Here is a 26,291-nt window from a genome sequence, read left to right as displayed (position 1 = left end):
ACGCTATTGTTTGGAAGACCGATACTAGAACAAGAGATTTCGCTATGTCCGACATCCTCTGGCAACCCTCGCCCGAACGCATCGCCAACACACGGATGGACCAGTTCCGCCGCTTCATCAACCAACGCCACGACCTGCACCTCCACGACTACCCTGCCCTGCACCAATGGAGCATCGACCAGCGCCCGGACTTCTGGCAGGCGATTGTGGCGTTCTTCGACGTGCAGTTTCGCAGCCCGCCCAGCGTCACACTGATCGAAGACATCGAGATGCCCAGCGCCCAATGGTTTCCCGGCGCCACCCTGAACTTTGCCGAACACCTGTTGCGCCGCCGCGACAATCATCCTGCGGTGGTGGCTGTCAGCGAAGACGGCCAACGTGAACAACTGAGCTATGCGCAACTGGCGGAACACGTTGCCGGCCTGCAAAAAAGCTTGCGGGCGGCCGGGGTTGGCATGGGTGACCGGGTGGCCGCGTGCATGCCCAACACCTGGCAAACCCTGGTGGGTATGCTTGCCACCACCGGCCTCGGCGCGATCTGGTCATGCTCTTCGCCGGATTTCGGCACCCAGGGCGTCATCGATCGATTCGGCCAGATCGAACCCAAAGTGCTGATTACCTGCGCCGGCTACCGCTATGCAGGCAAAAACATCGACCAGAGCGCCAAGCTCAATGAAATCCTTGCGCGCCTGCCCTCCCTGCAACAGCTGATCATCGTGCCGTACGCCCGGCCTCAGGCACAGGTCGACGATTACCTGAGCCAAGCCCGGGTCACGCTGTGGGACGACTTCTATCAGGCCGGCGGCGTGCCTGAATTTGTCGCAGTGCCGTTCGATCATCCGCTGTATATCCTCTATTCCAGCGGCACCACCGGCATCCCCAAATGCATCATCCATGGCACCGGCGGCGTGCTGCTCACCCACCTCAAGGAACACGGCCTGCACGCCGACCTGAGCCGCGAGGACTGCCTGTTCTACTACACCACCTGCGGCTGGATGATGTGGAACTGGCTGGTGTCGGTGCTGGCGATGGGCGCCACGGCGGTGCTGTATGACGGCTCACCGTTCCACCCCGGCCCCGAGCGTTTGATCGACTTGATCGATGCGGAAAAAATCAGTGTATTCGGCACCAGCCCGAAATTCCTCGCTACCCTGGAGAAAGCCGGGTTGCGGCCACGCCTGAGCCACGACCTGAGCAGCCTCAAGGGCCTGATTTCCACCGGCTCGCCACTGTCACCCCAGAGCTACGACTATGTGTACCGCGAGATCAAGAACGAGCTGTGCCTGTCGTCGATGTCCGGTGGCACCGATATCGTCTCCTGCTTCGTGATCGGCAACCCGGTGCTGCCGGTGCGGCGCGGTGAGATGCAATGCAAGAGCCTGGCCATGGCCATCGAGGTGTGGGACGACCAGAGCCGGCCGCTGATCGGGGAAAAAGGCGAGCTGGTCTGCACCCGGCACTTTCCGGCCATGCCCATTGGGCTGTGGAACGACCCGCACCAGCACAAGCTGCGCGCCTCCTATTTCAGCCAGTTCCCCGGCGTATGGGCCCAGGGTGATTATGCTGAGCAGCGGGCCAATGGCAGCCTGCTGATTCATGGGCGCTCAGACGCGGTGCTCAACCCTGGCGGCGTACGCATCGGCACCGCCGAGATATACCGCCAAGTGGAAAAAATCCCACAGGTGCTGGAAAGCCTCGCCATCGGCCAGCGCTGGCAGGACGATGTGCGTGTGGTGCTGTTTGTACGCCTCGATGACGGCGTCGAGCTGGATGAAGCGCTGCAACAGCAGATCCGCCAGGTGATCCGTGCCAACACCACGCCGCGCCACGTACCGGCCAAGATCCTCGCTGTCACGGATATCCCGCGCACCATCAGCGGCAAGATCGTGGAGTTGGCGGTGCGCAACGTGGTACATGGGGAGCCGGTAAAGAACACCGATGCCCTCGCCAATCCCGAAGCACTGGAGCAGTTTCGCCGACGCCCTGAACTGGATTTTTAGATGAAAGGTTTCAGCGCTGAACCGCTGTTTTGAAGAAAAACCGTCAATGCGTGCTATTTTTCCGGGGTAGTCATCCATTGATGATCCTTGGGACAATGGATGTGGTTATTTTTCAAAGCGTCGTGCTCAGGGCTTTTTTTCATGAATGGAACATCCACCGGTAGCGAAGCCGCTGCATTGATCAAGCGGCTGGACTGGGCGCAAAGCCCCCTCGGTGAGGCCACTGATTGGCCGCAGAGCCTGCGCACCGCCGTCGATATCGTCGTGCATTCGCCGATGCCGATGGTGCTGCTGTGGGGCCCGCAACTCATACAACTTTATAACGATGGCTTCGCCCAACTGGTGGGCAACAAGCACCCCGGCGCCCTGGGCCAACCTGCGCACCAGACCTGGCCGGAGCTGCAAAGCTTCGCTGCGCCGGTGTACGACGCGGTGCTCGGCGGCCAGGTGCGCACCTTCAGCGAGCAGCGTTTTGTCTTGCAACGCGAATGTCGCGACACCGAAATCTGGCTCGACCTGACCTACAGCCCGGTGCGCGACGAAAGTGGCCAGGTGGCAGGCATCCTGGTCACCGCCATCGAAACCAATGAACGGCGCAGCAAAACCCTGGAACTGCAGCAGCGTTCCGAAGCGAGCCTCAAGGCCCAGCACAACACCGAGCAGCGCCTGCAACTGGCACTGGCGGCGACCGATGCCGTGGGCACCTGGGACTGGGACATCGGTGAAGATCACTTTATCGCCGATGCACATTTCGCCTACCTGCACGGTGTCGACCCGAGTGACGCCGGCCTGCTGCCCATCAGCGCCTATCTTCTCGGTGTGCATCCCGAAGACCGTGGCATGGTCACGCGCAGCATCAAGCATTGCATCACCTTCGGCACTGAATACGCCGAGGAGTACCGCCTGCTGCAAGCCGACGGCCAGGTGCGCTGGGTGTTTGCCCGTGGCCGCTGCTACAAGGACCAACAAGGCCGACCCGCACGCTTCCTCGGCGCCGCGCTGGACCTCACCGAGCGCAAGCACACCGAACAGGCGCTGCGCCAGAGCCAGACCGAGCTGCAACTGATCATCAACGCCATGCCGGTGTTGATCGGCTACGTGGACCATGAGCAGCGCTTTCGCCTGAACAACAGCGCCTACCTCGACTGGTACGGCAAGACGCCCCAGGAGCTGTACGGCAAGACCATCCGCGAAGTGCTCGGTGATGAGGTGTATGCCGGACGAATAGACAAGATCGAAGCGGCCCTGAACGGCAAGGCGTGCAGCTTCATGACCCTCACGCCCCATCGCGACGGCCGCCCGCGCCACGCGTTGATGAAATACCTGCCGCGCTTCAGCAATGACGGTTCGGTGAATGGCTTCTACATTTTTGTCATCGACGAGACCGAACGCAAACTCACCGAGGAAGCCCTGCGCCATCTCAACGAGAACCTCGAAGAGCGTGTGGCCCAGCGTACCCAGGCGCTGGCCGAGGCCAACCAGCGCCTGCAGAACGAGATGTTCGAGCGTGAACGCGCCGAAGACGCCCTGCGCCATGCGCAGAAGATGGAAGCGGTGGGCCAGCTCACCGGCGGTATCGCCCATGACTTCAACAATATGCTCACCGGCATCATCGGCAGCCTGGACCTGATGCAGCGCTATATTGCCGCCGGGCGCAGCGATGAGATTGGCCGCTTTGCCGATGCCGCCGTATCCTCGGCCCATCGCGCCGCCGCCCTTACCCACCGCCTGCTGGCGTTTTCGCGGCGCCAGTCGCTGGACCGCCGCCCCATCGACCCCAACCAGCTGGTGGCATCCCTGGAAGATCTGTTCCAGCGCACCAAGGGCGCGCATATCGCGCTCAAGGTGCAACTGGGCAAGGACATCTGGCCGGTGAACACCGACGCCAGCCAATTGGAAAACGCCCTGCTCAACCTGGTGATCAACGCCCGCGACGCCATGCCCGACGGCGGCGAGTTGCTGATCGAAACCGCCAACAGCTACCTGGACGGCACCGACATCACCACCCTGGAGCCGGTCAAGGCCGGCGACTACGTAATGCTCGGCGTGAGCGACAACGGCAGCGGCATGGCGCCGAAAATCCTCGCCAAGGCATTCGACCCGTTCTTCACCACAAAGCCTATCGGCCAAGGCACCGGCCTCGGGCTGTCGATGATTTACGGCTTTGCCCAGCAGTCCGGCGGCCATGTAACGATCCAGAGCGAACCGGGCCAGGGCACCTGCGTGCGCCTGTACCTACCGCGCCTGTACGGCACCGCACTGGAAAGCGACCTGCCCGTCAGCCTCACCGAAGCCCCGGTGGCCCTGGCCGGTGAAGCCGTGGTGGTGGTCGAGGACGACCCGGCGGTGCGCATGTTGGTGATCAACGTCCTCGATGAACTGGGCTATACCGCGCACCAGGCGGCCGACGCCCGTGCCGCGCTGCCGCTGCTGGAGTCGGATTTGCGCGTGGATTTGCTGGTGACCGACGTCGGCCTGCCAGGCATGAACGGCCGGCAACTGGCGGAAATCGCGCGCCAGCATCGCCCCTGCCTGCGGGTGTTGTTCATGACCGGTTATGCCGAGAAAGCCGCTGAGCGCCAGGGCTTTTTGGAAGACGGCATGGACATGGTCGCCAAGCCCTTTTCGATCGACCTGCTGGCCACCAAAATCCGCAGCATGATCGGCGGCGAGGCCTGAGTTCAGGCATAATCGCGCGCCGTCGCACACCTGGTAGAGATCAATGAAAGCCCAAGCCCGTCATATCCTGGTGAAAACCAGCGAAGAAGCCGAACAACTCAAGCAGCGCATTGCCAAGGGCGAAGCCTTTGACGTGCTGGCCAAGAAGTACTCCACCTGCCCGTCGGGCAAGCGTGGCGGCGATCTGGGCGAAGTGCGGCCCGGGCAGATGGTGGGCGCGATTGATGCGGTGATCTTCAAGAAGCCGGTGAAGGTGGTGCACGGGCCGATCAAGAGCAAGTTTGGCTATCACCTGGTGCAGGTGTTTTACCGGGATTGAGCACTTGGCTCCAGACGCTATCGCAGGCAAGCCAGCTCCCACATTTAACGGTGTACACCCGGCAAAATGTGGGAGCCGGGCTTGCCCGCGATCCGCCGCAGGCGGCCATTCACCTCGGTATCAGCGCCCCCGGCAGCTGAATCACCCGACTCGCCAGCCGATGCCCCGCCAATGCAGCCTCTTGCGGCGAGCCACCTTTGAGCCGCCCGGCCAGATACGCCGCACTGAACGAATCTCCCGCCGCCGTAGTGTCCACCACCTTTTCCACCTTCAACGCCGGCACCGCAAAACGCTCTCCCGCACAGCGAATCAAACACGCATCCGCGCCACGCTTGAGCACCACTTCTGCAATCGATGGATAGGCCGCAAACACCTGCTCGCTGTCCTCATAGCCAAACAACGCGTGCTCGTCATCCTCGGTCAACAAGGCTATATCCACTTCGGCCAACACCTTGCGATAAGCCGCACGGGCCGCTTGCACATCGGCCCATAGCCGTGGCCGGTAATTGTTATCGAACACCACCTTGCCACCTCGGCGGCGGGTTTCGACCAGGGTGTCCAGCAAGCGCTCGCGCCCAACCTCGCCCAGCACCGCCAGGGTAATGCCGCTGAAATACACCACGTCATAATCCGGTAACACTGCCAGGATCGGCTCGGCCGCAGGCGTGGTGAAGCAGTCACGCACGGCCGCTTCGTTGCGCCAGTAGAGAAACTTGCGCTCGCCATTGGCGTCGGTCTGGATGCAGTACAAACCCGGCAGACGCCCGGGCAGGCGCTGGACCATGCCCAGGCCAAGGCCCTCGGTTTGCCACTGCTGGCACATGGCGTCGCTGAAACTGTCATCGCCCAAGGCGGTGACGTAGTCGACACTGGCGCACTCGCCCAGCTCACGGCGCAGGTACACCGCCGTGTTCAGGGTGTCGCCGCCGAAGCTCTGGTGCAGGCTGCCATCGGCGCGGTGTTGCAGTTCGATCATGCATTCGCCGATAAGGGCGATGCGGGGTTGGGTGGTCATGGCTGCTGTCTCGGTGGGGCTGATGGCCTCATCGGGGGCAAGCCCCCTCCCACATTTGGAATGCATTCCCCTGTGGGAGGGGGCTTGCCCCCGATAGGTGCGACTCGGTCTAGAAACAGGTACGCAGCGACTCGACCACCTGCAACTGCTCATCCACCAGGCAACCCACCTGCCATTTGTCGAAGGTCAGGCAGGGATGGGACGTGCCAAACGAAATGATGTCGCCAATGCGCAACTCAACCCCCGGCGCTACGGTCATGAACGCATGTTGGTCCATCACCGCGGTGACCTTGCACGCGCTCACATCATCACCGTGCGCCGGGACGATCCCGGCCTTGTAGCGCTTGAGCGGCACCGGCAAGCCGGCGTCATAGGCCACGTCACGCTTACCCAGGGCAACCACCGCAAACCCCGGCTCCGGCAGCGACTGCACGTGCGCCCAGACTTCCATCGCCGGGCGCAGGCCCTCGTTGAGGTCGCTGCGTCGGTCGAGCACGCAGCATTGCGCGTCTTTGTAGATGCCATGGTCGTGGGCCACGTAGCTGCCTGGGCGCAACACACTGAGGAAACGACCGGCAGCGTTCTGCGCCTCGAACGACTCGGCGATCAGGTCGTACCAGGCCGAGCCCGACGCCGTGATGATAGGTTTGGGCAGGTCGAACAGGCCGCTGTCTTGCAGGTCCATCGCCAGGCGCACCAGGCTGGCAGCGAAGTCACGGATGCCGCTGATGGCGTGCTCGCCGTGGATCACCCCTTCGTAGCCTTCGATGCCGGTCAACGCCAATGCCGGTTGGGCCTTGATTGCCCGGGCCAGTTCACGCACTTCCTGCTCGCTGCGACAGCCACACCGGCCGCCGACCACGCCGTATTCGATCATCACGTTCAGACGCAGGCCGCGCGCGGCGAAGAACAGGCCCAGATCCGCGACGTTGTCCGGGTGATCAACCATGCAATGAAAGTCGAAATCCTGATCGGCCAGCAGGTCGGCGATCAGCGCCATGTTCGGCGCACCCACCAATTGGTTGGCCATCAGCACACGACGCACGCCACCGGCATAGGCGGCGCGGGTTTGTACGGCGTTGGCCAGGGTGATCCCCCAGGCACCGGCGGTGATCTGGCGCTCGAACAGCGCAGGCATCATGCTGGTCTTGCCGTGGGGCGCCAGCTCGGCGCCGCTGTGGCTGACAAAGTCCTGCATCCAGCGAATATTGTGCTCCAGGGCGTCACGGTGCAGCACCAGCGCCGGCAGGCTGACATCGCGGACCAAATGGGCACCGACGGCGGCGGCACCTTTTTCAACGGCATTGAGGGCAGACATGGAAAACTCCTATTCGTTGATGCGCCGGGCCAGGCTGTTGGCGCTGTCGATCAGCACCCGGCGATAGTCGTGGTAGTGCTTGCTGGCATCGGCTCGCGGGGCAACGATGCACAGGGTCGCAATGCTGATGCCCTGGGCGTCCCGCACCGGGGCGGCGAAGCAATGGGTGAAGGTGTCGGCCACACTGTCGAAGGAAAAGAACCCATCGACGGTGGCCTGGCGGATCTGCGCCAGGAAGGTATCGAGCGGCAGGCGCAGGCCGTCCGGCAGGATGAAATCGTCGGGGTCGATCAGCTCGATGATCTGCTGGTCGCTCAAATGCCCCAGCAACAAACGCCCGGAAGCGGTCCACGGGATCGGCGCGTTTTCACCGATATCCGAAGAAATACGGAAATGCCGCTGGCCTTCGCGCATCAGCGCCACCGTGTACTTGCGCCCGTTGAGCAGGCACATCTGCGCGGTTTCGTGGGTCTGGCTGACGATTTCCTGCAGGGCGTGATCGGCCTCGCGGGTCAGGTCGAAGTGCCGCAGGTGCGCCTGGCCGAGGAAATACAACTGGCGCCCCAGATACACGTGACCGTCCTTGCCCACGGTTTCCAGAATGCGCCGCTCCAGCAGCGACGCGACCAATTCGTAGACCGTGGACTTGGGGCTGCCGATGCCGCTGGCAATGTCATTCGGGCGCAGGGGTTGGCCGATCTCCTTGAGAAAATCAAGGATATCGAACGCACGGTCCAGGCCTTTGGCGCGGCGTTTGATGGTGTCTTCGGTCATGGCAGTGATGGGTCCGGTCAAAGGTGTTTGCTGCACGGTGATCCCCTGTGGGAGCGGGCTTGCCCGCGATGACGGTGGGTCAGTGACAAAGGTGTTATCTGGCACTACGTCATCGCAGGCAAGCCAGCTCCCACATTGATCTTCAGTGATCTCAAGAGTGGGGGCATTCAGCCCTTTTTCTTGTAGGCCACGCAGTCGATCTCAACCTTGCAATCAACCATCATATTGGCCTGCACACAAGCCCGCGCCGGGGCGTGCTCGGGGGTGAAGTATTCGCCGAAGACCTTGTTGAAACTCCAGAAGTCCCGTGGATCTTCCAGCCACACGCCCACGCGCACAACATCCTTGAGCTCATAGCCGGCTTCTTCGAGGATCGCCACCACGTTGCGCATGGTCTGCCGGGTTTGCTCGACGATGCCGCCACTGATGATTTCGCCATCCACCGCCGGCACCTGGCCCGACACATACAGCCAGCCATCGGCCTCCACCGCACGTGCGAACGGGCGTGGCTGGCCGCCACCTGCGGTGCTGCCGGTACCGTAACGAGTAATGCTCATAAAAGTTGCTCCTTGTTAAAAACGAATGTTCTTTAAAAATTCCGCCAGTCGCGGCGACTGCGGCCGCTCGAAGATGTCCTTCGCAGTGCCCTGCTCTTCAATGCGGCCCTGGTTCATGAAGACGATCTGGTCGGAAACTTCATAGGCAAAGCGCATTTCGTGGGTGACCAGCAACATGGTCATGCCCTCCTCCGCCAGCCCCTTGATCACGCTGAGCACTTCGCCTACCAGCTCCGGATCGAGGGCCGATGTGACCTCGTCGAACAGCATCAGACTGGGGTTCATGGCAATGGCGCGGGCAATCGCCACGCGCTGTTGCTGACCACCAGACAATTGGCCGGGAAAGTGGTTGCGCCGCTCCAGCAGGCCGACGCGGTCCAGCCACTTTTCGGCCAGGGCCACGGCTTCATCCTTGCCCATCTTCTTGACCTTGAGCAAGCCAAGGGTGACGTTTTGCAGCGCGGTCAGATGCGGGAACAGGTTGAATTGCTGGAACGCCATGCCGGTCATGGCGCGGTGCTGGGCAATCACCCGCTCCGGGTGCCGTACGCGCTTGCCGCCGACCTCGCTGTAGCCAATGGACTCGCCGTCCAGGGTGATCTGCCCGCCCTGGAACTCCTCAAGCAAGTTCACGCAACGCAGCAAGGTGGTCTTGCCCGAGCCGCTGGAGCCGATCAACGTCACCACATTGCCGCGCTGCATCGACAGATCGACACCCTTGAGCACTTCCACCTGGCCGTACTGTTTACGCAGGCCACGAATGTCCAGCAGCGCTGGTTTGGTTTGAGCTTGGTTCATGGCAAAGCCACCCGCTTTTCAATGTAGCGCCCGAATAATTCGATGGCGTAGTTGATGACAAAGAACATGAAACCGGCGAACAGGTAGAACTCCAGGGTCATGAAGGTGCGGGCGATCACCTGCTGGGTGCTGAGCAGCAATTCGGCCACGCCGATCACCGACAGCAAAGTGGACGCCTTGACGATTTCGGTAGAGGAATTGACCCAGGTCGGCAGGATCTGACGCAGGGCCTGGGGCAACAACACATAGCCCAACGACTGGTAAAACGTCAGGCCAATGGCCTTGCCCGCTTCCAGTTGCCCACGGGGAATGGCTTGCAGTGCACCGCGCACGATTTCCGACACGTGGGAGCCACAGAACAGGGTCAACCCGACCGCACCGGCCTGGAATGCACTGATTTTCCAGCCCAGGGCCGGGAGCATGTAGAAACACGCCAACACCAGCACGAACACCGGGGTGCCTCGGATCAGATCGACGTACAGACGAAACGGTGCACGCATCCAGAACTTGCCGTAGGTCAGGATCAACCCGGCGACGATACCGATCAGGGTGCCGAAGATAATCGCCAGTGCCGAGACCGACACACTGGCCTGGAAGCCGGCCCACAGGGTCTCGCGGGCGATCCACAATTCATGCAGCCAACTGGGGGATTCGTACATGCAAACCCTTCCTTAACGACGGATCGCCAGACGCTGCTCCAGGTAACGGAGCAGCATGGCAATCAGGTAACAGGCAGCCACATAGAGCGCGGTCGTAACCAGCCAGGTTTCAATCACCCGGTAGCTTTCAACGTTGATCTTGCGGGCGTAATAGGTCAGCTCCGGCACCGCGATCGCGGCGGCCAGGGACGTGTCCTTGAACAGCGAGATAAAGTTGTTCGACAGCGCCGGCAGCACGTTGCGCAGCATCACCGGCACGGTGATATAGGCACGAATCCGCCATTCGCCAAGGCCGATCGCCAACCCGGCTTCACGCAAGCCCTTGGGAATATTCAACAACCCGGCGCGGAATACTTCGGTCAGGTAGGCACCGGCGTACAGCGACAGGGTGACGATGAACGAAGGGATTTTGTCCAGGCGAATCCCCAAGGACGGCAAGGCGAAATAGATCAACAGGATCAACACCAGGATCGGCGTATTGCGCACCACCGTCACGTACACCGAAGCGAGGATGCGCAACGCGCGGTGCCGGGACAGCATGGCGAACGCCATCAGCAGGCCGATCACGCAGCCGATGGCAATCGACAGCAGAGCCAACTGCAGGCCCAGGCCGAGCCCCGCCAGCAAGGTGTCGAAATCACGCCAGACGGCGGCAAAATTCAACTGATAGTTCATGGTCGGCAATACCTGAGTGAGGCGTGCTCAAGCACGCCCCGGCTGTTCCGGATCATTTGAATTCCACGGGAAAACCGATGGCCGGTTCTGGCAGGTCAACGCCGAACCACTGCTTGAAAGAAGCCTTGTAGGTGGGAAACTCCACACCGGTCATGGCTTCATGCAGCGCGGTGTTGACGAAGTTCAGCCAATCCTGGTCGCCACGCTTGACCGCACACGCGTAGGTTTGCGGGGTCCAGGCGTAAGTGGGGCTGCGGTAGCGACCGGGGTTCTGCACCATCAGGTATTTGACCGAGGACTGATCGGTGGCAGCCGCGTCGGCGCGACCGGAGTTCACGGCCTGGTACATCAGGTCGACACTGTCGTACTGGTCGACCTTGGCTTTGGGCAGTGCCTGGTGCACCAGCTCTTCGGCGTACACGTTTTGCAGCACGGCCACGGTCACGTCATCGCCTGCGGCTTGAAGGTCTTCGATTTCCTTGTACTTGCTGTTGTTGGGCAACAGCAGGCCGACACCTTCGCGGTAGTACGGCAAAGTAAAAGCCACCTGCTGCGCACGGCTGGCGGTGACGGTGATGAACTGGCAGCTCATGTCGACCTTGTCCGTCAGCAGGTTGGGAATGCGCGCATCGGATGACTGCACCACAAACTCGACCTTGCTCGGGTCATTGAACAAACCCTTGGCCACCATGCGGGCGATGTCGATATCAAACCCCTGCAATTTGCCATCCGCTCCCTGGAAGTGCCACGGCGCATTGGTACTGCCTGTACCCACGACCAGATGCCCGCGCTTGAGCACATCATCCAGCTTGCTGTCCGCCGCCTGCACCATGCTTGTGAAGGAAGCCGATGCGGCAACAAGAAAAACACACGCTTTGAATACGGAAGGTCGGTGATGCATGACAAGCACTCCAGGGGTTGTGTATTCCGTTATACCGGAACTTGGTATGTAACAACGGAATAGACAGCAGAAAGTGTGCCACAGCCACGGGAGGAAAAATATGCGGTCGGGAAACTCTTTAGGGTTCAGTAAGATAGGTATTGAAGCGCTTAACGGCTTTGCGCCGCCAGCATCGGGTGTTGCTACGCAACGCCCCACAACGGTGTTACTGCGCCCCCATACTGACCGCCTCGGATCGACGCACACCTGTGAAGGTTGACAGTAGACGGTGGTACCCCACCGGCTTAGCGTTGGCAAAAACCAACACAGCCGGAAGGGGATCGACATGGGAGTCGCCACGCGCAGAATTTCCAGCGCCAAAGAGTTCAATCGGGTACTGAACACCCCGCGCCCGGTGTTCATTCTGTTTGTTTCCGAGCACTGCCCTGCCTGTGCGCAAGCAGGCTCCTTATTCGAACAGGCCGCTTGGAAGCATCCCTGGCTAGTCAGTTTGGTACTCGATTGCGCCCATACGCCGAGGCACCCTGATGTGACAGGCACCCCGACGCTACTGATCTACCAGGAGGGAATCGTGGTAGAAAAACTCAAGGGCTTCGGCCCACTTGAAGAGCAAGAGCAGTGCGTAACAGACATCTTCAACCGTTATGACCTGAGCAAGGGCGCAAGTGCACTTGCGTCACTCGACGCTCCTCCACTTCAGCTACCGTCAAACGCCAACCCTCATGTTCCAGGCTATCGCCCACCACCGGCAAACGGTCGAGCAGGCTCATCACCAACCCCGCCAGGGTTTGATAATCCTCGGTCGCCGCAGCCTTGAAGCCCGTGCGCTGACGCACCAGATTGAGGTTCAAGGCACCGTTGGCACGAAAGCCTTCGTTCTGCTCGACGATGTCGGGCCCTTCGATTTCGCTGGCATCGGGCAATTCACCGGCGATGGATTCCAGAATATCGGTCATGCTCAACACGCCCATGAAGTCCCCGAATTCGTTGATCACGAAGGCGATGTGGGTGGACTCCTGGCGCATCTGCTCCAGGGCATTGAGGATCGAAAAGCTCTCCAGCAGGTTGATCGCCCGGCGCGCCAGGTGCTCCAGGTTCGGCTCGTTACCGGCCAGGTACTCCTTGAGCAGTTCCTTCTTGTGCACAAAGCCCAAGGGTTCATCCACCGCACCGTTGCGGATCAGCGGCAAACGCGAGTAGGACGAATGCATCAGCTTCAGGCGGATCGTGTCGGGATCGTCCGCCAGGTCGATGCAGTCAACCTTGGCCCGTGGTGTCATCAGGGTACGAATCGGCCGTTCGGCCAGTTGCAGCACACCGCTGATCATCACCCGCTCACGTCGATCAAACAGCGGGCCCTGTGCAGTATCCGGCTCGCCCAGCAAGTCAGCGACCTCTTCACCCACCTCTTCCAGCGCCAGGCTGCGGCCACCCAATAAACGCATCACTGCATGGGCCGTACGCTCACGCACCGGCAGCACACCTTGTGCCGATTTCTTGCGACGCGAGCGGGCAATCTGGTTGAACACCTCGATCAGAATCGAGAAACCAATGGCCGCGTACAGGTAGCCCTTGGGAATATGGAAGCCCAAGCCTTCGGCGGTCAGGGCGAAACCGATCATCATCAAGAAGCCCAGGCACAGCATGATCACCGTAGGGTGGGCGTTGACGAAACGGGTCAGCGGCTTGCTCGCCACGATCATCAAACCGATGGACACGATCACCGCGATCATCATCACCGCCAGCTCATCGACCATGCCCACTGCGGTAATCACCGCATCGAGGGAGAACACTGCGTCGAGCACCACGATCTGCGCCACGATCGGCCAGAACATCGCATAAGCCACATTGCCCTTGTGCTGGGCCACGTGGCCTTCCAGGCGTTCGTGCAGCTCCATGGTGGCCTTGAACAACAGGAACACACCACCGAACAGCATGATCAGGTCACGGCCGGAAAAGCTCTTGTCGAACACCTCGAACAACGGCTGGGTGAGGGTCACCAACCAGGAAATACTCGCCAACAGGCCCAGACGCATCAGCAACGCCAGGGACAAACCGATCAAGCGTGCACGGTCACGCTGCTCCGGCGGCAACTTGTCTGCCAGGATCGCGATAAACACCAGGTTGTCGATACCCAGCACCAGTTCCAGCACAATCAAGGTCGCCAGGCCCAGCCAGGCCGTTGGATCCGCTAACCATTCCATTTATAGAGTCTCTGTATTCAAAGTTTTCAGAATGCCGAACACGGCAATGCGCGGTCAGTGGACCGGGACAAGGTTAGCAGTCGGAATACGGGGTGCTTCAGGGGGAACAGCGACAGTAAGTGTCTTGGAGAAAGACGACTGGGAGGCTCCGAGAGGGTGTTCATGCAAGTCCTGAAATAACAAAAGGACTTGAATCCTACAACCCAAATACACAATTCCCACATAGCAAAACTATTACAAAACCTGTCTTCCAGCCGATGCAAAACCAATGTGGGAGGGGGCTTGCTCCCGATGGCGGTGTGTCAGTCAATATATAAGCTGGCTGACACACCGCTATCGGGAGCAAGCCCCCTCCCACACAAGCCCCCCATTCCACATTTGGAACGGTGTGGTATCAAGACTTTCGGGTGGCATCATCCAGCGCCAGGATGGTGTGGGCATTGGTGACGGTCGTCGCCAGCGTATTGATCACCCCCGACCGCAACGCCCCCAGCGTCGCCGCGGCCTTGGTGTTTTCACTGGCAATCGCCACCACATCCGGGATGCGGAACAGCTCCTGCACCGTCAACCCGATCACTCGGCCTTGAATGGCGTTGACCGCCGGCTGGCCGTGAATATCGATAAAGTCATAGCCCATCATATCGCCCACCGTGCCGGACAACCGCGCCTGGGCGATTTCCTGGGGCGAGAACCAGCCCATGCGCACCATGTTGCTGTTTTCGCTCATATCACCAATGCCGATCAGGGCAATGTCGGCACGCCGGGCGCGGTCGAGGGTGGAGCGTACCGTGTCGTTATTGATCAACACACCACGCAGTTCCGGGTTGGCCACCAGCGCCGGGGCGTACAGGCTTTCGCTCTCGCCGCCAAAGCGCAGGGCAAGGCGCCGGCAGATATGGTCGGGGTTCATGTACTCGCCGGCCTTGAGCGAACCACCGATAGCACATACGAACGTGCAGTTGCGCGTCACCGGCAGGAACACGTTATCGGCCACCGCGCCGACGTTACGGCCCATGCCCACGGCGACGATCATGCCATCGCCCAAGGTTTTGTTCAGGTAGTTGGCGACCAGGCTGGCGACTGCCGAGCGCTGGGTGTCGGGGTCGCTATGGTCAACGGCGATCAAGGCGCGGTCGAGCTTGAAGCGCTCCACCAACGCGCGCTCCAGTTCGTTGTTCATCGCCGGGTGCTGCAACACGCGCACCTCGACAATGCCTTCATCTCGCGCACGCTTGAGCAGGCGGCTGACTTTGGCCCGCGACAGGTCAAAGCGCTTGGCAATGGCTTCCTGAGTGACGTTCTCAAGGTAATAGAGCATCGCCACTTCGGTCATTTGATCGATATCGCTGGCCATGCGCTGGGTACTGTCACTCATGGGGACGGGCTTCCGTTTCGGCGTCAAAGGCGCATTCTCCCGACTCTTGCCCTGTGCCGTCCACTACTGATGCCCATCGCGCTCGATTGCGTTGATGCGCTCGACCTTGGCCCCGGAACGCGCCACCTCGAACTCCGAGGCCAGGAACGCCGTGACAATGCTCTTGGCCAGTTCGGCGCCGATCACCCGCGCACCGATGGACAGAATCTGCGCATCGTTGCTCTTGCGCGCCCGCTCCGCCGAATAGGTGTCATGGGCCTGAGCCGCGCGGATACCCAACACCTTGTTGGCCGAGATGGCCATGCCGATGCCGGTGCCGCACACCAGCACACCGAGGCGCTGCTGCCCGGCGCTGATAGCGTTGGCCACGGCCAGCGCGATGTCCGGATAGAGCACCGGCGCGATGGAATGGGTACCGAAGTCAGTGACCGGGTAACCCAGCGCCTCGATATGGCGCTTCAACAGCTCTTTAAGCTCAAAACCCGCTTCATCGCATCCGATAGCCACCGGAAAAGGTGTGTTCATGGCGTCTGGCTCCGCTGCCCTGATCTAGATTAAGACTGATCATATGATCACTCAATGAAATTTCGCTCAGTCATTTCGCGATCATTATGCCCCTCATGTCAAGCGCGATTTAACTGACCTTCCAGTCAAAGCGGGATAAACAGCCATTAAAGCCACTACAGATGAGAATCAACGCTTTTTAATGAAAGAGATTGACTGATCAGAATTTCATTTGATACACATATGATCACAGCGAAACATGACTGTGCGACCTAATAAGAATTCACAGCACGAGGACACGCCGATGGCCACGCCATTACTGCTCCAGGCTGAACACGTCGCCAAGGCTTACGCCGGGGTGCCAGCCCTGCGTGACGGACGCCTCTCTCTACGCGCCGGCAGCGTCCACGCCCTGTGCGGCGGCAACGGTGCCGGCAAGTCGACCTTCCTGAGCATCCTGATGGGCATTACCCAGCGTGACGCCGGCACCATTGCGCTCAACGGTGCACCGGTGCAGTTCAACCGCCCCAGTGAAGCCTTGGCCTCGGGGATCGCGATGATCACCCAGGAGCTCGAACCCATCCCCTACATGACCGTCGCCGAAAACATCTGGCTGGGCCGCGAACCGCGCCGCGCCGGTTGCATCGTCGACAGCAAGGCCCTGAATCGCCGCACCCGCGAGCTGCTGGAAAGCCTGGAGTTCGACGTCGACGCCACCAGCCCCATGCACCGCCTGAGCGTGGCGCAGATTCAACTGGTGGAGATCGCCAAGGCGTTCAGCCATGACTGCCAGGTGATGATCATGGACGAGCCCACCTCGGCCATCGGCGAGCGCGAGGCAGAAACCCTGTTCAAGGCCATTCGCCGCCTCACTGCACGGGGTGCCGGTATCGTGTATGTGTCCCATCGCTTGAGCGAACTGGCGCAGATCGCCGATGACTACAGCATCTTTCGCGATGGTGCCTTTGTGGAAAGCGGGCGCATGGCCGATATCGACCGCGACCACCTGGTGCGCGGTATTGTCGGCCAGGAACTGACGCGCATCGACCACAAGGTCGGCCGTGAATGCGCCGCCGACACCTGCCTGCAAGTCGACAACCTGAGCCGCAACGGCGAGTTCCACGACATCAGCCTGCAATTGCGCCGTGGCGAAATTCTTGGCATTTACGGGCTGATGGGCTCCGGGCGCAGTGAGTTTCTCAACTGCATCTACGGCCTGACCGTAGCCGATTCCGGCAGCGTCACCCTGCAAGGCAAGCCCATGCCCATCGGACTGCCCAAGGCCACCATCAACGCCGGTATGTCGCTGGTCACCGAAGACCGCAAGGACAGTGGCCTGGTGCTGACCGGCAGCATCCTCTCGAACATCGCGCTGTCGGCCTACAAGCGTTTGTCGAGTTGGTCGCTGATCAATGCGCGCAAGGAAGCCCAACTGGCCGAAGACATGGTCAAGCGCCTGCAGATCAAGACCAGCTCTCTGGACCTGCCGGTGGCGTCCATGAGCGGCGGCAACCAACAAAAAGTCGTGCTCGCCAAATGCCTGTCCACCGAGCCGGTGTGCCTGCTTTGCGACGAACCCACCCGCGGCATCGATGAAGGCGCCAAGCAGGAGATCTACCACCTGCTCGACCAGTTCGTACGGGCCGGCGGCGCCGCCATTGTGGTGTCGTCCGAAGCTCCGGAACTGCTGCACTTGAGTGATCGCATTGCCGTATTCAAGGGCGGCCGGCTGGTGACCATCAGCACCGACACTGCCCTTTCCCAGGAAGCCTTGTTGAGTCTTGCCTCATGAATGCCAAAACCCTTGCCGCCCCTGTCACCACCGCGCCACGCAACCGCTTGCGCCTGTCTCTGGACCGCTTCGGCCTGCCGCTGGTGTTTATCCTGCTGTGCGTGGTGATGGCGTTTTCCAGCGAATACTTCATGACCTGGCGCAACTGGATGGACATCCTGCGCCAGACCTCCATCAACGGCATCCTCGCCGTGGGCATGACCTATGTGATCCTGACCAAGGGCATCGACTTGTCGGTAGGTTCGATCCTGGCCTTTGCCGGATTGTGCAGCGCGATGGTCGCCACCCAGGGCTATGGCCTGTTGGCGGCAGTCAGCGCCGGGATGTTTGCCGGGGCGATGCTTGGCGTGGTCAACGGTTTTATGGTCGCCAACCTGTCGATCCCGCCGTTCGTGGCCACCCTGGGTATGCTCAGCATCGCCCGCGGCATGACCTTTATCCTCAACGACGGCAGCCCGATCACCGACCTGCCCGACGCCTACCTGGCGCTGGGGATCGGCAAGATCGGCCCAGTGGGCGTGCCGATCATTATCTTTGCCGTGGTCGCGCTGATCTTCTGGATGGTGCTGCGCTACACCACCTACGGCCGCTACGTGTACGCGGTGGGCGGCAATGAAAAAAGCGCACGCACCTCCGGCATCGGCGTGCGCAAGGTGATGTTTTCGGTGTACGTGGTTTCGGGCCTGCTCGCCGGATTGGCCGGCGTGGTGTTGTCGGCACGTACCACCTCTGCCCTGCCCCAGGCTGGGGTTTCCTATGAGCTGGACGCGATTGCCGCGGTGGTGATCGGCGGCACCAGCCTGTCGGGCGGTACCGGTAGCATTGTCGGCACCTTGTTCGGGGCGCTGCTGATCGGCGTGATCAACAACGGCCTGAACCTGCTCGGCGTGTCCTCCTATTACCAGCAGGTCGCCAAGGGCCTGATCATCGTGTTCGCAGTACTGATCGACGTGTGGCGCAAGAAAAAACGCTGAAGAACGACCGATAACAATAACTGGAGTTCGACTTATGAAACTGGGTACTACCCTGGCCGCCGCGGCGGCCCTCTCCCTGCTCGCCAGCAGTGTCGCCATGGCAGCCGATGGCAAGACCTACAAGATCGGCGCAGCCGTCTACGGCCTCAAGGGCCAGTTCATGCAGAACTGGGTGCGTGAGCTCAAGGAACATCCGGCCGTCAAGGATGGCACCGTGCAGTTGACCGTATTCGACGGTAACTACGACGCCCTGACCCAGAACAACCAGATCGAAAATATGGTGACCCAACGCTACGACGCGATTCTGTTCGTACCCATTGATACCAAGGCCGGCGTCGGCACAGTCAAGGCGGCCATGAGCAACGACGTGGTGGTCATCGCCTCCAATACGAAAGTAGCCGATGCCAGCGTGCCGTATGTGGGGAACGACGACGTCGAAGGCGGCCGCCTGCAGGCCCAGGCCATGGTCGACAAGCTCAACGGCAAGGGCAACGTGGTGATCATCCAGGGCCCGATTGGCCAGTCGGCGCAGATCGACCGGGAAAAAGGCGAGCTGGAAGTGTTGGGCAAACACCCTGATATCAAGATCATCGAGAAGAAAACCGCCAACTGGGACCGCGCCCAGGCCATGACCCTCACCGAAGACTGGCTCAACGCCCACCCCAAGGGCATCAACGGCGTGATCGCCCAGAACGACGACATGGCCCTCGGCGCTGTGCAGGCCCTGAAGTCTCACGGACTGACCTCCAAAGAGGTGCCCGTGACCTCCATCGACGGTATGCCGGATGCGATCCAGGCGGCGAAAAAAGACGAAGTCACCACATTCCTCCAGGACGCCCAGGCCCAATCCCAAGGCGCACTGGACGTGGCCCTGCGCGCCCTGGCCGGCGAGGACTACAAGCCGCAATCGGTGATCTGGGAGCGCTACGCCAAGGACGTGAAATGGGGTGACGGCACGGCCAGGAACTACATCCTGCCGTGGGTGCCGGTGACCAATGCCAATGCGGATGCGCTGTACAAGCAAGTCAGCGGCGGCAAGTAGTCAGTGGCTGGAAACACAGTCAACTGTGGGAGCTGGCTTGCCTGCGATGCAGGCACCTGGGTGCATCAGGTAGACCGGGTCGATGCAATCGCAGGCAAGCCAGCTCCCACATTGGACCGCGTTCTACCTTTTGATCTGTAACGGGAGTTATTCATGTCTGGTTTCTGGAACCAAGCCTTCGACCTCAGCGGCCGTTGCGCGGTCATCACCGGTGGCGCCGCCGGCATTGGTCTGGCCTGCGCCAACTTACTGGCGGAACGCGGCGCAAGGGTGGCGCTGCTGGACCGCGACCCGGCCGTGGTCGAGGTGGCCGCCAGCCTGGGTGCCGGGCACCTGGGCATTGCCGTCGACCTCGGCCAGACCGGCCAGATACAACCCGCCATCGACCGCGTATTCACACATTTCCAACGCCTGGATTACCTGATCAACAGCGCAGGCGTGGTGTTGCTGGACAAAGCCATCGAGGTCAGCGAAAGCGCCTGGGACACTACCCTGGACATCAACCTCAAGGCGAGTTTCTTCGTGGCCCAGGCCTGCGCCAGACATATGCTCGCCCAAGGCAGCGGGCGCATCGTCAACCTGGCGTCCCAGGCCGCTGTGATTGGCCTGGACCGTCACGTCGCCTACTGCGCCAGCAAAGCCGCCATCGTCGGCATGACCAAGGTATTGGCCATGGAGTGGGCGCCGCAGGTGAACGTCAATGCCATCTCCCCCACCATCGTCGAAACCGCCCTGGGCAAAAAAGCCTGGGCCGGCGACGTGGGTGAGCGGGCCAAATTGCAGATCCCGGCGGGGCGTTTTGCCCAGCCGGAAGAAATCGCCGGGCTGGCGCTATACCTGCTCAGCGATGCCGCGCAGATGATCACCGGCGCCAACATGGTGATCGACGGCGGCTACAGCATTCAGTAATTCCATCTTTATGTCGTGAGGTCTTGTCATGTCCACCGTCACCGAACGCACACCCGAACAACTTGCCCCGAGCATCCCCAAAACCATGCAGGCCGTGGTCTGCCATGGGCCGGAAGACTACCGCCTGGAAACCGTCGACGTGCCCACCCCCGGCCCCGACGAGATCCTGACCAAGGTCGAGCTGTGCGGCATTTGCATGGGCGATATCAAGACCTATCGCGGCGCGCCGTCGTTCTGGGGCGATGCCGAGCAACCGCGCTATGTGAAGCCGCCGATGATTCCCGGGCATGAGTTCGTGTGCCGTGTCGTCGCCCTTGGCCCAGGCGCCGAAAAGCGCGGCGTGGCGGTCGGCGACCGGGTGATTTCCGAACAGATCGTGCCGTGCTGGGGTTGCCGCTTCTGCAACCACGGCCAGTACTGGATGTGCCAGAAGCATGACCTGTATGGCTTCCAGAATAATGTGCAGGGCGCCATGGCCCAGTACATGATTTTCACCAAGGAAGGCATCATCCACAAAGTGCCGGAATCCATCGCGCCCGACGAAGCGATCCTGATCGAGCCGCTGGCCTGCTCGCTGCACGCGGCGGAGCGCGCCAACGTCGACCATGACGACATCGTAGTGGTCGCAGGCGCCGGCACTTTGGGCCTGGGCATCATCGGCGCGGTGCGATTGCGCAACCCGAAAAAGCTTATCGTGCTGGACATGAAACCCGAGCGCGCCGCCCTCGCCCTGCGCATGGGCGCCGACGAAGTCTGGAACCCGGCCGAGGTCGATGTGCTGGCCAAAATCCGCGAGATCACCGACGGCTACGGCTGCGACATCTACATCGAAGCCACCGGGCACCACAAGGCGGTCAACCAGGGCCTGGCGATGCTGCGCAAGCTGGGGCGCTTCGTCGAGTTCAGCGTGTTCAATGACGAGGCCACTGTCGATTGGTCGATCATTGGCGATCGCAAGGAGCTGGACATCCTCGGCTCGCACCTGGGGCCCTATATGTACCCGAGAGCCATCGACTTTATCGGCAACCGCAAAATCGACATGCGCGATGTGGTGACCCACAAGTTTGCCCTGGCGGACTTCAAGGAGGCGTTTGCGGTGATGGAGCGCGGCGATAAATCGCTCAAAGTGGTCCTCGAACCCTGATTGCAGCAACAACGCACAACCCTGTGGGAGCTGGCTTGCCTGCGATGGCGGTGTATCAGATAAAGATTCGCCAACTGACACACCGCCATCGCAGGCAAGCCAGCTCCCACAATGGAGGGGTGTCACCCCTTAGAACAAGAACACAGGAACCCGCGTTATGAATCGAGTCATCAACGATCCCGACCAAGTGGTCGAAGACATGCTGCGCGGCATCCTGGTCGCGCACCCCGAACTGCGCCAGTACGAAACCAACCCACGGGTCATCGTCAAGGCCCGGCCCTCCGGTCAGGGTCGGGTCGGCATCGTCACCGGCGGCGGCTCCGGGCATGAGCCGGCGTTCCTCGGCTATGTCGGCCCGGGCCTGGTAGACGCCGTGGCCGTCGGCGAGATTTTCTCCTCGCCCACCGCCAAGAGCTTTTTCGACGCCTTCCGCGCCGCCGACCATGGCGCGGGCGTAGCCTGCCTGTATGGCAACTACGCCGGCGACAATATGAACGTCAAGCTGGCGATGAAAATGGCCGCCAGCAAAGACATGCGCATCCGCACCGTGGTGGCCAACGACGACGTGGCTTCGGCGCCCAAGGCCGATATCGCCAAACGTCGCGGAGTGGCCGGGGAAATCTTCATGTGGAAGATCGGCGGTGCCGCCGCCGCCCAGCATTACGACCTCGACGGGGTGATTCGCGTCGCGCAGAAGACCGTCGACCACTGCCGCTCGATCGGTATCGGCCTCACGCCCTGCACCATCGCCGCCGTGGGCAAGCCGAACTTCCAGATCCCCGACGGCCAGATGGAATTGGGCATCGGCCATCATGGCGAACCGGGCATCGAAGTCATCCCGATTGAACCGGCCGCCGCCATGGCCGAGCGAATGCTTGCGCCGATCCTGGCCGACCGCGATTTCAGCCAGGACGACAGTGTGGTGGTGCTGGTCTCGGGCCTTGGCGCCACGCCAGTGATGGAGCTGTACATTTTCTACGCCGAGGTGGAAAAACAACTCAAGGCCAAGGGCTTGAAGATTCACCGTTGCTACGTCGGCAACTACTTCACCTCCCTGGAAATGATGGGTGTGACCCTGACCCTGCTCGGCCTCGATGCCGAACTGAAAACCCTGATCGACCAACCCTGCCGTTCCATCGGCATGACCCAGGCGGAGTAAACATGAGCCAGCACTTTTCCACCCGTGACGGCAGCGCCATCGTTGCCGACCTGGTCAGCGTCATCGTGGCTAACCGTGAATACCTCAGCGAGGTCGACGGCGCCATTGGCGACGGCGACCACGGCATCAACATGGCCAAGGGCTTCGCCCACTGCGGTCGCACTATCGAAGGCCGCCAACTGAGCCTGGCCCAAGCCCTGGATGAACTGACCCTGAGCCTGATGGAAGGCATCGGCGGCTCCATGGGCCCGCTGTATGGCAGCCTGTTTATTGGCATGGCCGACGAAGTGCGCAATTGTGAAGACATCGACGCCGCGACCTTCGCCCATCTGTTGCGCGGCGGCCTGACCTCACTGCAGGACATCACCGAGGCGGGCGTGGGCGACAAGTGCCTGATGGATACCCTTATTCCTGCAGTAGAGGCGTTTGAACAGGCACATGCATCCGGGGCGTCTTTCAACGATGCGTTGGAGGCGATGAAAACCGCCGCCTCCCAGGGGCGCGATTCGACCAAGGACCTGGTGGCCAAGATCGGCCGCGCCAGTCGCCTGGGCGAGCGCTCTCTCGGGGTGCTGGACGCCGGGGCGGTGTCGTGCTGCCTGATTCTTACGCGCCTGGCCGACTCGGTGCAGCCGCGACTGACTGCTTGACCTGCTGGATATACCGCGCCACCGCCGGCGCTTTTTCAAAACGCCGGTAAATCAACGACAACCACGACGACGCCTCATTGCCCTGGATATTGCGATACACCACGCCCGGCAGGCTCACATGCCCGACCATCGATGCCGGCACTACCGCAACCCCCTGCCCCAACGACACCAGGGCCACCACCGCCACCAACCCGCCCGGCTGCGCGCCGAGGCGCGGTGCGTAGCCGCCCTGGGCGGCGACATGCAAGGTGCCGCTGATTTGTTCCGGCAAGATAAACGTCTCGTTTTCCAGGTGCTCGCAGGTGATTGCCTTAAGCCCCAGCAGCCAGGAATCATGGGCCAGCGCCAGCACAAAGCCTTCGCTGTCCAGGCGCACCGCCTCCACGCCGTCCGGCAGAGTCATCGGCGAACGGATATAACCGATATCGCAGCGCCCATCTGCCACCGCGCCCGGTAGCGCAGCCATAGCCCATTCGCGCAGGTTCACGTTCACATCGGCAAACGCCTGGCTGAACCCCCGTACCTGGCGCTGCAACAGCCCGCAGTACAGCGCCGAGGCCACGTAACCCAACTCAATATGCCCGATCTCGCCACGCCCGGCGCGCTGGGCATTGCGCTGTGCGAACTCGAATTGGCGCACGGCGGCTTCGGCCTCGCTCAGCAGCGCGGCACCCGCTTCGGTGAGGCTGACTTCGCGCTGCCGGCGGACAAACAAGCGCGTGCCCAGGCTGGTTTCCATGTCCTGGATTTGCCGGCTCAGGGTCGGCGGCGCAATGCCCAATTGCTCGGCGGCGCGGGTGAAATTGCGCTGCCGGGCCACGGCCAGGAAGTAACGAAAATGGCGGATTTCCATGGCAGTATTAGCTCAAAGGTAATGAAGTACTTCCTGGTGCCTAACAAAAATGTGATTCGCCAGGGATAAGCTCGCAGTACCTGAACACTAGAGAGCCCTTGCGATGCAAGTCAACCGAGATTTCCGTATTGCCTACCAGGTAATTTGCTTGTGAGCCGGGTCAGTCCACGCCTGACGCTGGTGACCGCCTCCGCTGTCTGCTCGTTGATCGTGCTGGATACCAACATCGTTGCCGTCACGCTGCCGAGCATCGCCCGCGACCTGGGCGCCAACTTTGCCGATATCGAGTGGGTCGTCAGCGCTTATATGCTGGCGTTCGCCGCCTTGTTGTTGCCGGCCGGGAGTATCGCCGACCGCTTTGGCCGCAAGAAAACCCTGGTCTGGGGCCTGGGTATTTTCATCCTCGCCTCCCTGGGCTGCGGCGCAGCACCCACCGCGCTGTGGCTGGACATCGCCCGGGCCGTGAAGGGGGTGGGTGCGGCGCTGCTGCTGACCTCGGCACTGGCGTCTATCGGGCATACCTTCCACGATGAAATAGAACGCGCCAAGGCCTGGGCGTTCTGGGGCGCTTGCATGGGCGTGGCGATGACCGCCGCACCGACCCTGGGCGGCTTGATTACCGAGTACCTGGGCTGGCGCTGGATTTTCTATCTCAATCTGCCGGTGGGGCTGGTACTGATGGCCTTGGTGCTGCGGGCGATTCCCGAGTCCCGCGACACCCGATCGGCGCGCCTGGATCCCTGGGGCAGCCTGGCGTTCAGTGGCAGCTTGCTGTGCCTGATCTGGGGGCTGATCGAGGCCAATCGCATCGGTTGGGATAGCCCGCTGACCTACGCTCGCCTGCTCGGCGGTGGGCTGCTGATGGGTGTGTTTGTGCTGGTCGAGCACCTGCAGCAGCGATCGATGGTGGACTTGCAGCTGTTTCGGCACCCGCGCTTTATCGGCGCCTTGCTCGGCATGTTTGCCTACGCCGGTTGCGCCCAGGTGATGATGACGTTGCTGCCGTTCTACCTGCAGAACGGCCTGGGTTTCTCCGCGATTGCCTCGGGCCTGGGCATGTTGCCGTTTGCCTTGACCATGCTGATCTGCCCGCGCGTCGGTGTACGTCTGGCGGCACGCTTCACACCGGCGACCATGATGGCGAGTGGCTTGACCCTGGTGGGCTGCGGCAATCTGTTGAGCGCGTGGGCCGTGCAGGCCGGCGGCTATCTGCCCTTTGCCCTGGCGATCGCCGTCACCGGTGCAGGCGCGGGGTTACTCAATGGCGACACGCAGAAAAACATCATGGCCTGCGTGCCGCGGGATCGCGCAGGTATGGCCTCGGGCATGAGCACCACCATGCGCTTCAGCGCAATCATGTTGGCCATCGGCGTGTATGGCGCATTGCTGAGCAGCCACAGCGAACAGTTGCTGAGCGCGAGTATCGACCCGCAGTGGCAGGCGCAGGTGGCGGGTATTGCTTCGCGGGTGGTAGCCGGTGATATGCCCGCGGCGCTGGACCTGGTGCCCGAAGCAGCGCGAGTAACAGTGCAACCGCTGGCGCGGCAGGCGTTTGTGGGTGGGTTCAGCGGGGTGTTGTGGGTGGCGGGTTTATTGGGGTTGCTGGGCGCGCTGGTGGTGGGGAGCCTGATGCGCAAGCCGATACCCACACACAGCTGAATGTGGGAGGGGGCTTGCTCCCGATGGCGGCCTCAGGGCCGACCGGGATGCTGGATCAGACCGAGTACATATCCGTTATTTAGGTAACGGCCACCATGGGTTCCGCTCTTACAGCGGGTCACTTTCGAAAAGCCGGAATGCCGGCCCAGGCGAAAGTAACCAAAGCGCTCTTGCCCCACCACTCGGCACCTCGCCTAGGCTCGGTGTGCCCGTAATCCGACAGGGATTTGGGGGGCCGCCGCCACGCGCCATCCATGGCGCGGGGCGGCTAAACCGGCATCCCTGCCGGTTTACCCCCCAAATCCCTGTCGAATTCCGGCCAGCGTGGTTT

At 61.5% G+C, this 26,291-nt stretch carries 23 protein-coding genes and 1 pseudogene; 12 read left to right on the top strand and 12 right to left on the bottom strand.

The window, feature by feature from the left end:
• Positions 1 to 44 precede the first annotated feature (44 nt).
• The 3 genes from J1G33_RS19730 to J1G33_RS19720 all read left to right on the top strand — a co-directional run bounded on the left by J1G33_RS19730 (position 45) and on the right by J1G33_RS19720 (position 4,998).
• Positions 45 to 2,000, top strand: coding sequence for an acetoacetate--CoA ligase (locus tag J1G33_RS19730; RefSeq protein ID WP_223018575.1), 1,956 nt, complete (start codon positions 45 to 47; stop codon positions 1,998 to 2,000).
• A gap of 141 nt (positions 2,001 to 2,141) precedes the next feature.
• On the top strand, positions 2,142 to 4,679 hold the full coding sequence (locus J1G33_RS19725; protein ID WP_223018574.1) for a PAS domain-containing protein: 2,538 nt from the start codon (positions 2,142 to 2,144) through the stop codon (positions 4,677 to 4,679).
• Positions 4,680 to 4,722: 43 nt separating this feature from the next.
• Complete coding sequence (locus J1G33_RS19720) at positions 4,723 to 4,998, top strand: peptidylprolyl isomerase (protein WP_003174397.1); 276 nt, start codon at positions 4,723 to 4,725, stop codon at positions 4,996 to 4,998.
• A 109-nt stretch (positions 4,999 to 5,107) separates the two neighbouring features.
• On the opposite strand, the gene J1G33_RS19715 is transcribed toward J1G33_RS19720, so the two are convergent.
• The 8 genes from J1G33_RS19715 to J1G33_RS19680 form a co-directional block, all read right to left on the bottom strand.
• Positions 5,108 to 6,013, bottom strand: coding sequence for a sugar kinase (locus tag J1G33_RS19715; protein WP_148853688.1), 906 nt, complete (start codon positions 6,011 to 6,013; stop codon positions 5,108 to 5,110).
• 109 nt (positions 6,014 to 6,122) lie between these two features.
• The gene (locus J1G33_RS19710) at positions 6,123 to 7,331 is read right to left on the bottom strand and encodes an amino acid deaminase (protein ID WP_223018573.1); all 1,209 of its coding nucleotides are present in this window, start codon (positions 7,329 to 7,331) and stop codon (positions 6,123 to 6,125) included.
• A gap of 9 nt (positions 7,332 to 7,340) precedes the next feature.
• Complete coding sequence (locus tag J1G33_RS19705) at positions 7,341 to 8,105, bottom strand: IclR family transcriptional regulator (RefSeq protein ID WP_032876076.1); 765 nt, start codon at positions 8,103 to 8,105, stop codon at positions 7,341 to 7,343.
• Between the two features lie 167 nt (positions 8,106 to 8,272).
• Positions 8,273 to 8,662, bottom strand: a complete 390-nt coding sequence (locus J1G33_RS19700; protein ID WP_005788829.1) for a RidA family protein — start codon at positions 8,660 to 8,662, stop codon at positions 8,273 to 8,275.
• Between the two features lie 15 nt (positions 8,663 to 8,677).
• The gene (locus J1G33_RS19695) at positions 8,678 to 9,460 is read right to left on the bottom strand and encodes an amino acid ABC transporter ATP-binding protein (RefSeq protein WP_103734357.1); all 783 of its coding nucleotides are present in this window, start codon (positions 9,458 to 9,460) and stop codon (positions 8,678 to 8,680) included.
• Positions 9,457 to 10,119: an amino acid ABC transporter permease gene (locus J1G33_RS19690; RefSeq protein ID WP_032876082.1), complete on the bottom strand. Its 663-nt coding sequence runs from the start codon at positions 10,117 to 10,119 to the stop codon at positions 9,457 to 9,459. The genes J1G33_RS19695 and J1G33_RS19690 overlap by 4 nt, the downstream gene beginning before the upstream one ends.
• Positions 10,120 to 10,131: 12 nt before the next feature.
• Positions 10,132 to 10,794 (bottom strand): amino acid ABC transporter permease, encoded by a 663-nt coding sequence (locus J1G33_RS19685; RefSeq protein WP_005788836.1) that lies wholly within the window; start codon positions 10,792 to 10,794, stop codon positions 10,132 to 10,134.
• A 52-nt stretch (positions 10,795 to 10,846) separates the two neighbouring features.
• Positions 10,847 to 11,695, bottom strand: coding sequence for a transporter substrate-binding domain-containing protein (locus J1G33_RS19680; protein ID WP_223018572.1), 849 nt, complete (start codon positions 11,693 to 11,695; stop codon positions 10,847 to 10,849).
• A gap of 325 nt (positions 11,696 to 12,020) precedes the next feature.
• Between J1G33_RS19680 and J1G33_RS19675 the strand changes: the two are divergent.
• Positions 12,021 to 12,293, top strand: a pseudogene (locus J1G33_RS19675) (thioredoxin family protein); the annotation flags it as partial.
• Between the two features lie 37 nt (positions 12,294 to 12,330).
• On the opposite strand, the gene J1G33_RS19670 reads toward J1G33_RS19675, so the two are convergent.
• From J1G33_RS19670 to rpiB, 3 genes are all read right to left on the bottom strand, one after another.
• Positions 12,331 to 13,899 (bottom strand): TerC family protein, encoded by a 1,569-nt coding sequence (locus tag J1G33_RS19670; RefSeq protein ID WP_223018571.1) that lies wholly within the window; start codon positions 13,897 to 13,899, stop codon positions 12,331 to 12,333.
• A gap of 394 nt (positions 13,900 to 14,293) precedes the next feature.
• Positions 14,294 to 15,274, bottom strand: coding sequence for a sugar-binding transcriptional regulator (locus J1G33_RS19665; protein ID WP_005788844.1), 981 nt, complete (start codon positions 15,272 to 15,274; stop codon positions 14,294 to 14,296).
• A 63-nt stretch (positions 15,275 to 15,337) separates the two neighbouring features.
• Complete coding sequence (gene rpiB, locus J1G33_RS19660) at positions 15,338 to 15,799, bottom strand: ribose 5-phosphate isomerase B (RefSeq protein WP_032876090.1); 462 nt, start codon at positions 15,797 to 15,799, stop codon at positions 15,338 to 15,340.
• A gap of 283 nt (positions 15,800 to 16,082) precedes the next feature.
• On the opposite strand from rpiB, the gene J1G33_RS19655 reads away from it, so the two are divergent.
• From J1G33_RS19655 to dhaL, 7 genes are all read left to right on the top strand, one after another.
• Positions 16,083 to 17,570: a sugar ABC transporter ATP-binding protein gene (locus tag J1G33_RS19655; RefSeq protein ID WP_223018570.1), complete on the top strand. Its 1,488-nt coding sequence runs from the start codon at positions 16,083 to 16,085 to the stop codon at positions 17,568 to 17,570.
• Positions 17,567 to 18,544, top strand: a complete 978-nt coding sequence (locus J1G33_RS19650; RefSeq protein WP_005788849.1) for an ABC transporter permease — start codon at positions 17,567 to 17,569, stop codon at positions 18,542 to 18,544. The genes J1G33_RS19655 and J1G33_RS19650 overlap by 4 nt, the downstream gene beginning before the upstream one ends.
• 34 nt (positions 18,545 to 18,578) lie before the next feature.
• Positions 18,579 to 19,586, top strand: a complete 1,008-nt coding sequence (locus J1G33_RS19645) for a substrate-binding domain-containing protein (RefSeq protein WP_148853687.1) — start codon at positions 18,579 to 18,581, stop codon at positions 19,584 to 19,586.
• A gap of 153 nt (positions 19,587 to 19,739) precedes the next feature.
• Positions 19,740 to 20,495, top strand: a complete 756-nt coding sequence (locus J1G33_RS19640; protein WP_032876097.1) for an SDR family oxidoreductase — start codon at positions 19,740 to 19,742, stop codon at positions 20,493 to 20,495.
• 28 nt (positions 20,496 to 20,523) lie between these two features.
• Entirely contained in the window at positions 20,524 to 21,639 is a 1,116-nt protein-coding gene (locus tag J1G33_RS19635; RefSeq protein WP_032876099.1) for an alcohol dehydrogenase catalytic domain-containing protein, read from the top strand.
• Positions 21,640 to 21,796: 157 nt separating this feature from the next.
• The gene (locus J1G33_RS19630) at positions 21,797 to 22,798 is read left to right on the top strand and encodes a dihydroxyacetone kinase subunit DhaK (protein ID WP_032876100.1); all 1,002 of its coding nucleotides are present in this window, start codon (positions 21,797 to 21,799) and stop codon (positions 22,796 to 22,798) included.
• Positions 22,799 to 22,800: 2 nt separating this feature from the next.
• Positions 22,801 to 23,448 (top strand): dihydroxyacetone kinase subunit DhaL, encoded by a 648-nt coding sequence (gene dhaL, locus J1G33_RS19625; RefSeq protein ID WP_005788858.1) that lies wholly within the window; start codon positions 22,801 to 22,803, stop codon positions 23,446 to 23,448.
• On the opposite strand, the gene J1G33_RS19620 is transcribed toward dhaL, so the two are convergent.
• On the bottom strand, positions 23,405 to 24,301 hold the full coding sequence (locus J1G33_RS19620) for a LysR substrate-binding domain-containing protein (RefSeq protein WP_078821554.1): 897 nt from the start codon (positions 24,299 to 24,301) through the stop codon (positions 23,405 to 23,407). The genes dhaL and J1G33_RS19620 overlap by 44 nt on opposite strands.
• Before the next feature lie 150 nt (positions 24,302 to 24,451).
• Between J1G33_RS19620 and J1G33_RS19615 the strand changes: the two genes are divergently transcribed.
• Complete coding sequence (locus J1G33_RS19615; protein ID WP_078821555.1) at positions 24,452 to 25,960, top strand: MFS transporter; 1,509 nt, start codon at positions 24,452 to 24,454, stop codon at positions 25,958 to 25,960.
• Positions 25,961 to 26,291 lie beyond the last annotated feature (331 nt).

This window comes from Pseudomonas sp. P867 (genome assembly GCF_019891455.1).
Taxonomy (GTDB): domain Bacteria; phylum Pseudomonadota; class Gammaproteobacteria; order Pseudomonadales; family Pseudomonadaceae; genus Aquipseudomonas; species Aquipseudomonas synxantha_A.
This window is presented reverse-complemented; position numbering and strand designations above follow the sequence as displayed.